Source organism: Flavobacterium erciyesense (genome assembly GCF_018069925.1).
Lineage (GTDB): Bacteria > Bacteroidota > Bacteroidia > Flavobacteriales > Flavobacteriaceae > Flavobacterium > Flavobacterium erciyesense.
In genome coordinates this window covers 1-7,759 of the sequence record NZ_JAGPXB010000024.1, presented here as the reverse complement: position 1 = coordinate 7,759, position 7,759 = coordinate 1, and the positions used below count along the sequence as shown (strand labels likewise).

9 protein-coding genes are annotated in these 7,759 nt (G+C 31.0%); all 9 read right to left on the bottom strand.

Annotated elements, in window-relative coordinates:
• Window positions 1-860 precede the first annotated feature (860 nt).
• Complete coding sequence (locus KBJ98_RS14995) at window positions 861-1,394, bottom strand: hypothetical protein (protein ID WP_210791877.1); 534 nt, start codon at window positions 1,392-1,394, stop codon at window positions 861-863.
• 164 nt (window positions 1,395-1,558) lie between these two features.
• The gene (locus KBJ98_RS14990; protein ID WP_210791874.1) at window positions 1,559-2,068 is read right to left on the bottom strand and encodes a hypothetical protein; all 510 of its coding nucleotides are present in this window, start codon (window positions 2,066-2,068) and stop codon (window positions 1,559-1,561) included.
• Window positions 2,069-2,228: 160 nt separating this feature from the next.
• Window positions 2,229-2,687: a hypothetical protein gene (locus KBJ98_RS14985; protein ID WP_210791872.1), complete on the bottom strand. Its 459-nt coding sequence runs from the start codon at window positions 2,685-2,687 to the stop codon at window positions 2,229-2,231.
• A gap of 252 nt (window positions 2,688-2,939) precedes the next feature.
• Complete coding sequence (locus tag KBJ98_RS14980; RefSeq protein ID WP_210791870.1) at window positions 2,940-3,536, bottom strand: hypothetical protein; 597 nt, start codon at window positions 3,534-3,536, stop codon at window positions 2,940-2,942.
• Between the two features lie 284 nt (window positions 3,537-3,820).
• Complete coding sequence (locus KBJ98_RS14975; RefSeq protein ID WP_210791868.1) at window positions 3,821-4,570, bottom strand: hypothetical protein; 750 nt, start codon at window positions 4,568-4,570, stop codon at window positions 3,821-3,823.
• Window positions 4,571-4,725: 155 nt separating this feature from the next.
• Window positions 4,726-5,301 carry an SMI1/KNR4 family protein gene (locus KBJ98_RS14970; RefSeq protein ID WP_210791866.1) on the bottom strand — a complete coding sequence of 192 codons (576 nt, stop codon included), beginning with the start codon at window positions 5,299-5,301 and terminating at the stop codon, window positions 4,726-4,728.
• Between the two features lie 150 nt (window positions 5,302-5,451).
• The gene (locus KBJ98_RS14965) at window positions 5,452-6,081 is read right to left on the bottom strand and encodes a hypothetical protein (RefSeq protein ID WP_210791864.1); all 630 of its coding nucleotides are present in this window, start codon (window positions 6,079-6,081) and stop codon (window positions 5,452-5,454) included.
• A 181-nt stretch (window positions 6,082-6,262) separates the two neighbouring features.
• Window positions 6,263-6,985: an SMI1/KNR4 family protein gene (locus tag KBJ98_RS14960; protein WP_210791862.1), complete on the bottom strand. Its 723-nt coding sequence runs from the start codon at window positions 6,983-6,985 to the stop codon at window positions 6,263-6,265.
• A gap of 168 nt (window positions 6,986-7,153) precedes the next feature.
• Window positions 7,154-7,675, bottom strand: a complete 522-nt coding sequence (locus KBJ98_RS14955) for a hypothetical protein (RefSeq protein ID WP_210791860.1) — start codon at window positions 7,673-7,675, stop codon at window positions 7,154-7,156.
• Between the last annotated feature and the right edge of the window lie 84 nt (window positions 7,676-7,759).

Sequence of the window (7,759 nt, the reverse complement as noted above, 5' to 3'; positions counted from 1 at the left end):
TCAGATTTTGCCTTTCAAGTTTCGCTTTTCGGTTTCCACTTTCAAGTTTCGTTTTTCAGATTCTGCTTTTCAGATTCTGCTTTTCAGATTCTGCTTTTCAGATTCTACTTTTCAGATCCTACTTTTCAGATTCTACTTTTCAAGTTTCGCTTTTCAAGTTTCGCTTTTCGGTTGCCACTTTCAAGTTTCTGCTTTTCAAGTTTCTACTTTCAAAAACTCTAGCGGAAGATTAATTTATTTCTAATTCTTAATGTCTGCGTAAATTCGCAACTGCCCTATAACGTCCCGCCGCCTCATGCCGTTGCGAACTTCGGAACCGATTAGTTTCGGCTAAGATAAATAAACTTGCGAAACGAAAGCGTCAATTTAGAAGAAAATTCGCAATGGCTTGAGACGGCTGTTATATGCCGCTTAATTTTTTTTTTGATCAATTTTCAGATTCCACTTTTTAGATTCCACTTTTCGGTTTTCACTTTTCAGTTTCTGCTTTTCAGTTTCTGCTTTTCAGTTTCTGCTTTTCGGTTATTGCTTTTCAGTTTCTGCTTTTCGGTTATTGCTTTTCGGTTTCTGCTTTTCGGTTTCTGCTTTTCGGTTTCTGCTTTTCGGTTTCTGCTTTTCGGTTTCTGCTTTTCGGTTTCTGCTTTTCAAAATTATTCCGTTACGTTTTAAAGTCGAAAAGTAGAATAGGAGTGATATTATACGAATTTATGTTTTCTGCCGCAGATAAGTGGCATATAACGTCCCGCCGCTTGGCGAGGTTGGGGACTAAATTAAGATTAATATTTCGGTTAAGCACAAATTTTCCAAATACAAAACCATCTTTAAATTAAGCCTAAAACCCCAATCTAGCCAAACGGCTGTTACCAGCTGGCTTTATTTAATAGATCGACTATTTTTTTCTGCATTCTATATTTCGCACCAAAATCTAAAAAGCCTCCTTTCGGATTTGAGTCAATACTTTTAACTGTTACAGCAATTAATTTATTTTCTGCTAAAAAATGAATTCTATAACTATAACTCCAAAAGTTTTTTTTGAATTCGAATTGAATTGTTTTTTCTTGTTTATGAAAGTTTTTGGCCTTTAATTTTAGATATAGCTTTTCTATTGTCTCATTATTTTCAATTGTACTCATTCCATTATGCACATAGCTTATTTTAAGAGGATTTGCTAAAATAAAGATTCCGTAACAACCTAAAGCTAACAATGATATAAATACAATATAAAGAAAAATTATAATCAGAAAATTGGATTTGGATAGATTTGATTCGAAAAGATTATAAAACTTAACCTGAAAATATATCGAAAGAATTATTGCAGAAATGCTTAATACATAATTAGCTATTAAGTCTGTCTTTTTCTGAGGTGTTATATTAGTAAATTCTTCTTTGGTCATTATTTAGGTTCGTTTAAGCTTGCTGGTAACGTTCCTGCGCTACAAGCAGTTTGGGATTAAATTAAGCCCATTTTTCGGATTTGCCAAATCTTCCAAATACAAACCAATTTTTCCATTAAGCCAAATCCCCAAATTGCTTGTAGCGTGTGTTATGGGTTGTGCTTTTATGAAATCCAATGCTTTTTAAAAACTCTAACTAATTTTTCTCCATTAAAACAAAACAAATAAGTTATCCCACTTGATCCTTCGTCAGTGTCAATGTTATTTGTAACGATATTTATGACAAGAGTTTCAGTGTCTAATTTGGATAAAAATGCATTTGGTTTACTAGCATAATTTTCAATACACTCAGAATCCAATTTAAAAGATTTATAAGTAGCTTTTTCAATTTTATCAAAATGCAATTTTGTCAGTTCAGCAGAATAACTAAAAATTTTTTCTGGCTCAGTGTTTAGTTTAAATGCAACATATTCATTTATTAAAGTGCTATAATTTCTTCCATTATTGATTGAATCTTGCAACTTGATTTTTCTTATTTTTTCAGTCTTGTCCGTATTTATATATTTTATTGCAAGGCTAATTTGATTACAAATTTTTAGATTTTTAAAATCAATATCTTGTCCAAAAATATTGGAGAAGTGCAAGAATAATAAAAGAATAAGAAACTTTTTCATTGTGCGTTTTTTTTGCATAACCCATAACGTCCCGGCGCTTGGCGAGGTTGCGAACTTCGGAACCGATTATTTTCTATCAAAGATAAAATTTCTTGCGAGAAATAAACGTGAATTTACTACAAAATTCGCAATCTTGCCAAACGCCTGTTGTATGCTGTGTTTATTTAAATTTCTCCAATTCAATTGCTTCGTCAAAGTAATTTTTAAATTTTTCGGACAAAGATTGGTTTTTAAACTTTACGATTGTATAGGAACTATCAAAAGCAATTATTTCTATTTCAGAATTATTTACTTGAAGATTACCATTTCCCCAAACCAAATCATTTCCCTCAACGAATGGCAAGTTCTTCTCATCAATTTCAATTTCAATATTTTTCGGAACAGCTGATATTACTCCCCAAATTATTTGAGTTTCAGAATTAACAATTTTTAGAAACTCTTCATTGTTTAATTTAAAATAATCCTCGTCAAAATTTATCGGCAAAGATTTGTCAGCCATAAAATCTAAATCACATAAAAACCAGTTATAGTTTTCAATATTCTCCAAAATGGGTTTTAAAGTTTCACTTAAATTAGTATGAAATTTAATTTTTTTAGTATTTCTAATTATCCAATTCATCTATTAAGTTTTGTGGTGGTAACATAGCATACAACGTCTTGGCACTACAGCGGGTTTGGGACTAAATTAAGCCCTATTTTCGGATTAGGCAAATCATTCAAATACAAAACCATTTTTCCATTAAGCCAAATGCCCAAATCCGTTGTAGTGGCTGTTACAGGCTGGTTGTTTTTGTCGAAATTATGAATTTAACCGCAAACTTTTCACGCTTCTGTTTGCACATTTCAACTTTCAATTTTCAATTTTTCGGTCTTACTTTTCTTTTTGGTAATTACGGCATCTGAAAAATAAATAACCCAAAAGAACAACTATAACTATTAAAAGTAATTTTATCAATGTCATTTGTTTTTCTAAAATTTCATAATTATTAATGACTGAACTTAATTTATTTTGGGTTTTTACTTGTCTCAACTTACTTATATCTAAATTGAGTTCTAAAATGGCTAATTTAAAATAGGTTTTCCAATTTAATTCATTGAAATATGGATCAGTTTTTGGAAAAGGTGGCGGTGGTATGTCTATAAACGGCCTTTCAAAACTTCTTGAATTACTACAACCGCTAACATAAAAATCATTTTTGTCACTTTTATTAAAATATAAAAGCCAAGTTTCCCCTAAATCTGGATAGATACTGTTATGACCTATGTATGAACGGATTTTCTTGAAATTTCCACCTTTATAAACTTCTAGTACTTTAATTTCAAAATAACTATCATTAACAAAAGTGATTTTTCCTAAAAGAATACAGTCAGAATTATTATACTCTTTTTCTTTTGAAATAGTTTTGCAATCATTTGAATATGAATTAATAGCAAATAAAGACAATATGAAAATTAATAATTGTTTCACCTTATAGTTTTAAATTTATACTTTCGGTTTTCACGTTTCTGTTAGCAAGTTCCAACTTTCACGCTTCTACTTTGAAATTTTCTGCGTAAACAAATGTATCTTTTCGGATTAAGATCTTCTGCGTAATTTCGGCGCAACTTGCCTGTAACGTCCCCGCGCTACAAGCAGTTTGGGACTAAATTAAGCCCATTCTTCGGATTTGCCAAATCTTCCAAATACAAAACCAACTTCAAATTAAGCCTAAAACCCAAATTGCTTGTAGCGTGTGTTATGCGACGTTATTTTTATGCTAAACCAGCAACACTAAAAATTTCAATTTTCTTTTGTGTTAAATTCAAAACAATAAAAATATTGCATTTTCCACCATCGTTCATTTCAATAACACTTTTCCTGAAATTTTCTAATTCATATCTGCTTTCACAAAAACTTTTTATAATCACATATTTTTCTCCATTAGCTTTTTTATATCCAATAAGTTGTTTTAGATATCTGCCATATTCGTTTAGGTTCTTTCTCTTTTTAAATTCAGGTTTTAGCAAGTTTTCAATTTCGTAAATATCTTTTTCATTTAAATCGATATTAAGATTTTCATCATTTTCTCGTTCATTTTTTTCGTAGTTGAAAACCGCATAATTTTTGAATTTTGAAAAATTAATTAAGTTATTGACTTTTAATTTGGTAGAATCAATTTTCATTCTAAACGGTACATCTCCATCTATAAAATCTATATATCCATTTTTTAGATTTGCTTTATCCGCTCTAATGAACTCAAATCTTGAAGGAAAAAAGTCAAGACTATCATTTTTTATTTTTACATATCCCTTAAAATTTTCAACTTTATTGTAAAGTTGACCATTCACATTTATATTGAAAACATATGTACTATCAGAGAAAATTTTTAAAGTTAATTCTGTTTTATTTATAAACGAGCTTTTATCGGTTGCAATTAATAATAGTTCTTTTGCCTTTTCATTTTTTTTGTGACAAGAGAATAACAAGATTAAAATTAAAAATAGGAAAGTTTTTTTAGCCATAATTTTTGATATAATGTCGCATAACGTTCCCGCGCTACAAGCAGTTTGGGACTAAATTAAGCCCATTATTCGGATTTGCCAAATCTTCCAAATACAAAACCAATTTCAAATTAAGCCTAATACCCAAATTGCTTGTAGCGTGTGTTACCAGCTGGCTATTTTATTTCGCAATACAAATTGTCAATTTCAGAATCCCAAAAGTCAGATTCTTCGAAAATGTTAGGATTTATTTTTATGAAATTTACTTTTAATTTATCAAGATGAACTTCAGTGAATTTTGACTCAATAAATCCATCTTCTCCAAATTCGTTCTGTATTTCTTCAATGAAATTTTTGTATTCAAGTAAGCATTTTGAAAGTTCAATAATATCTTTATTCATTATTTGAAAAATTCCAAAATTTTCTTCGTGGTCAAGAATTACAATTCGGTCATTTTGATTCGAGTCTATGCAAATTATATTTCCAGAACCATCAGAACCAAATATCCAATAGTTTTGATATCCATTACTCAATTCATAATCGGTGTAATATTCAGATATTGTATAGAATTTATTGTCAAAACTTCTCAATCCAAATCCCAAGTATGGTGATGGATTTTCAGGAAAACCGTTTTTTAAGAATTCTTTTGTTAGGCTAGATAAATTGGTTTTATCAATTTCAAGTTCTTCAAAATCAAACCATTCATCTAAATCTCCTTTTTGCCAATTTATTTTAAAATCATTGTTTGCCATTTTCGTTATTTTTGGTATGCTTGCTGGTAACGTTCCGGCGCTTGGCGAGGTTGCGAACTTCGGAACTGATTATTTTCTATCAAAGATAAAATTTCTTGCGAGAAATAAACGTGAATTTACTACAAAATTCGCAATCTTGCCAAACGCCTGTTAGCGGTTCGGCTTTTTGTCTTTAAGTTTATTTAATTCATTTTTTGTTATCCATAATTTATGTCCAATCGTATCTGTCAAACTTTTATAACGTGTTAACTCAAAATGTTTTCCGTCTTTGTTGAATTTCGATTGTTCAATAATTGCAAATTTATAAAATTCGTTTTCGTCTCTACCAAAACTCACATTATCAAAATATATAGTGTCATTTTGTATGTGAAACTCGCCTTTAATTTCCGTTACGCCAAAACAGACACTTCGTTCACTAAAAGTAAAGTCATCTTTCAGTTTTAGCGTTGTCATACAGTTTGCAGAACCTATTCTTTCAGCTACTAAAATATTGTCACCTTCAAGTTTGTCAAAATCAATTAGTCCAAAAGGTTTTAGAAAAGTTAGTATCAACACAATTGTTAAAAGTCCAATATTTATTAATCGGCTTTTGTCCGTAAACTTTTCTTTAATTAAAAAGTAAATTTGTCTTATCAGTGCTAATCCAAGCCCCAAATAAATAACAACTAAAATTAGAAATGCAGGAAACGCAAAAAGTCCAAGTTTTACTTTCCAATAGTAACTTGTGTTTACAGTCAGAAAGAAAATGATAGTCGTTATTATTAGTCCTTTATTTTTCAATTTTGTCGTCTGTTTTTTTTTGCGGTTTCTGAAGCTGACCGCTAACGTCTTGCTAGTAGGCGATGGTCGGGGTAAATAAAGCAATTGTTTTCGGATTATGCCTAGTTTTCCAAATACAAAACAATATTTCCATTAAGCCTAATTCCCGACTATTGCTTACTAGCTGTTAGGCACTGGCTATTTATTTCTTTCCACCGAATAATCTCGATAGAAAACCTTGTTTCACTCGTTTCTCAACTATCCAAATTGGTTCATCACTCGGTCTTATGATTTTTGTGTTCGGTCCTGATTTGCCCCAAGGAAATCCTGTTTTTATAGGTTGATTAGTCAAGTCCGCCACTAAAAACATTTCTGGCAGCTCATCTTGTCCGTTTTCAAAGTCATAATCCTTTTCATTTTTTTCCATTATCCCGACTTTTTCGCTCCAAATATCCATTACCGTCTTTTCGTGAATAATGTCCAAGTTGGATTGATTTCCTTTTTGTCCGAACTCGTCAACGTGACTTATGAACTCCGTTAAATTTTCAGAGTGTTTTACAACGACTGATGGGTCGTGACAGACATAATAAACTGAATTCCAATTTCCTTTAGAGTCAATATCTAAAATCCAAAAATTCCCAAACCCATCTCCTGCAAGTTGGATTGATTTTGGAAACATTTCTTCAAATCCAAAATGACCAAATGCATCAAAACGTACTTCTTCAAGGCCATTAAACTCAAAACCTTTACTGAATCTTAATAATTCTTCGATTTCATTCGGTAAGTTGTTATCTGGAAGCTGATTTTTCAGGCTTTCTATTTCACTGTCGGTCATTCCGACCAGCAGTTCAACCTTATACAAATCTCCGTCTTCCGATTCGTATTGGTTGGAAAGGATTGATTCTAATTGTTGTTTCGGTGTCATTTCTGTTCGTGTTGTTTTTTAGCTTGTGCCTAACGTCCCCTTGCTACAAGAGGTTTGGGTTTAAATTCAGCCTTATTTTTGGATTTGCCTAAACTTCCCAAATACAAGACCATTTTTAAATTAAGCCAATTGCCCAAATCTCTTGTAGCAAGTGTTGTGCGATTGCCTTTATTCTTTTAATATTATCCTTCCTACGAGTAATATAAAAACTATAAAACAAGCTATATTAACAGTTTTATTGTGACTTTCTTGTTGTTCATTGAATTCAAATTCATCAAAAATTACTCTCGATTTATTTCCTAAATAATATATAGGCACTATTTCAGTTTCATCTTTCAATTTCTCTAAATTTTCTTTTAATATTTTAACTCTGATTTTATTATTTGGAGATATAGATTCTAAAATTTCTGACCGACTGCCTGCTGTTCCTCCGAAGACAATTCCAAAACTATTTGCGTATTCATAAGTTTTGAATTTAATTTTAAATAATTCCCCTCGACCGCTTGATTCGAATATTTCCGTTGATGTCACATTCAAATCAATTAGTTCAGATTTTTCAATGTCTAAAGTTTCGGTAGATGAAAAATATATAAATGCAAACAAAGCAAATACACCTACTAATTCAAACCATTTACTCTCATAAAAATTATAAACTTTTTCCTTTATAGGTAGAATTTTCTTTTTATTCATAATTTCTGTTAAGGTATCGCACAACGTCCCGCCGCCTCATGCCGTTGCGAACTTCGGACCCGATTATTTTCCACCAAATATAAA

Coding starts and splice junctions, on each gene's coding strand:
- KBJ98_RS14975 (WP_210791868.1), bottom strand. CDS start 4,570: ATGGCTAAAAAAACTTTCCTATTTTTAATTTTAATCTTGTTATTCTCT.
- KBJ98_RS14970 (WP_210791866.1), bottom strand. CDS start 5,301: ATGGCAAACAATGATTTTAAAATAAATTGGCAAAAAGGAGATTTAGAT.
- KBJ98_RS14960 (WP_210791862.1), bottom strand. CDS start 6,985: ATGACACCGAAACAACAATTAGAATCAATCCTTTCCAACCAATACGAA.
- KBJ98_RS14955 (WP_210791860.1), bottom strand. CDS start 7,675: ATGAATAAAAAGAAAATTCTACCTATAAAGGAAAAAGTTTATAATTTT.
- KBJ98_RS14995 (WP_210791877.1), bottom strand. CDS start 1,394: ATGACCAAAGAAGAATTTACTAATATAACACCTCAGAAAAAGACAGAC.
- KBJ98_RS14985 (WP_210791872.1), bottom strand. CDS start 2,687: ATGAATTGGATAATTAGAAATACTAAAAAAATTAAATTTCATACTAAT.
- KBJ98_RS14990 (WP_210791874.1), bottom strand. CDS start 2,068: ATGAAAAAGTTTCTTATTCTTTTATTATTCTTGCACTTCTCCAATATT.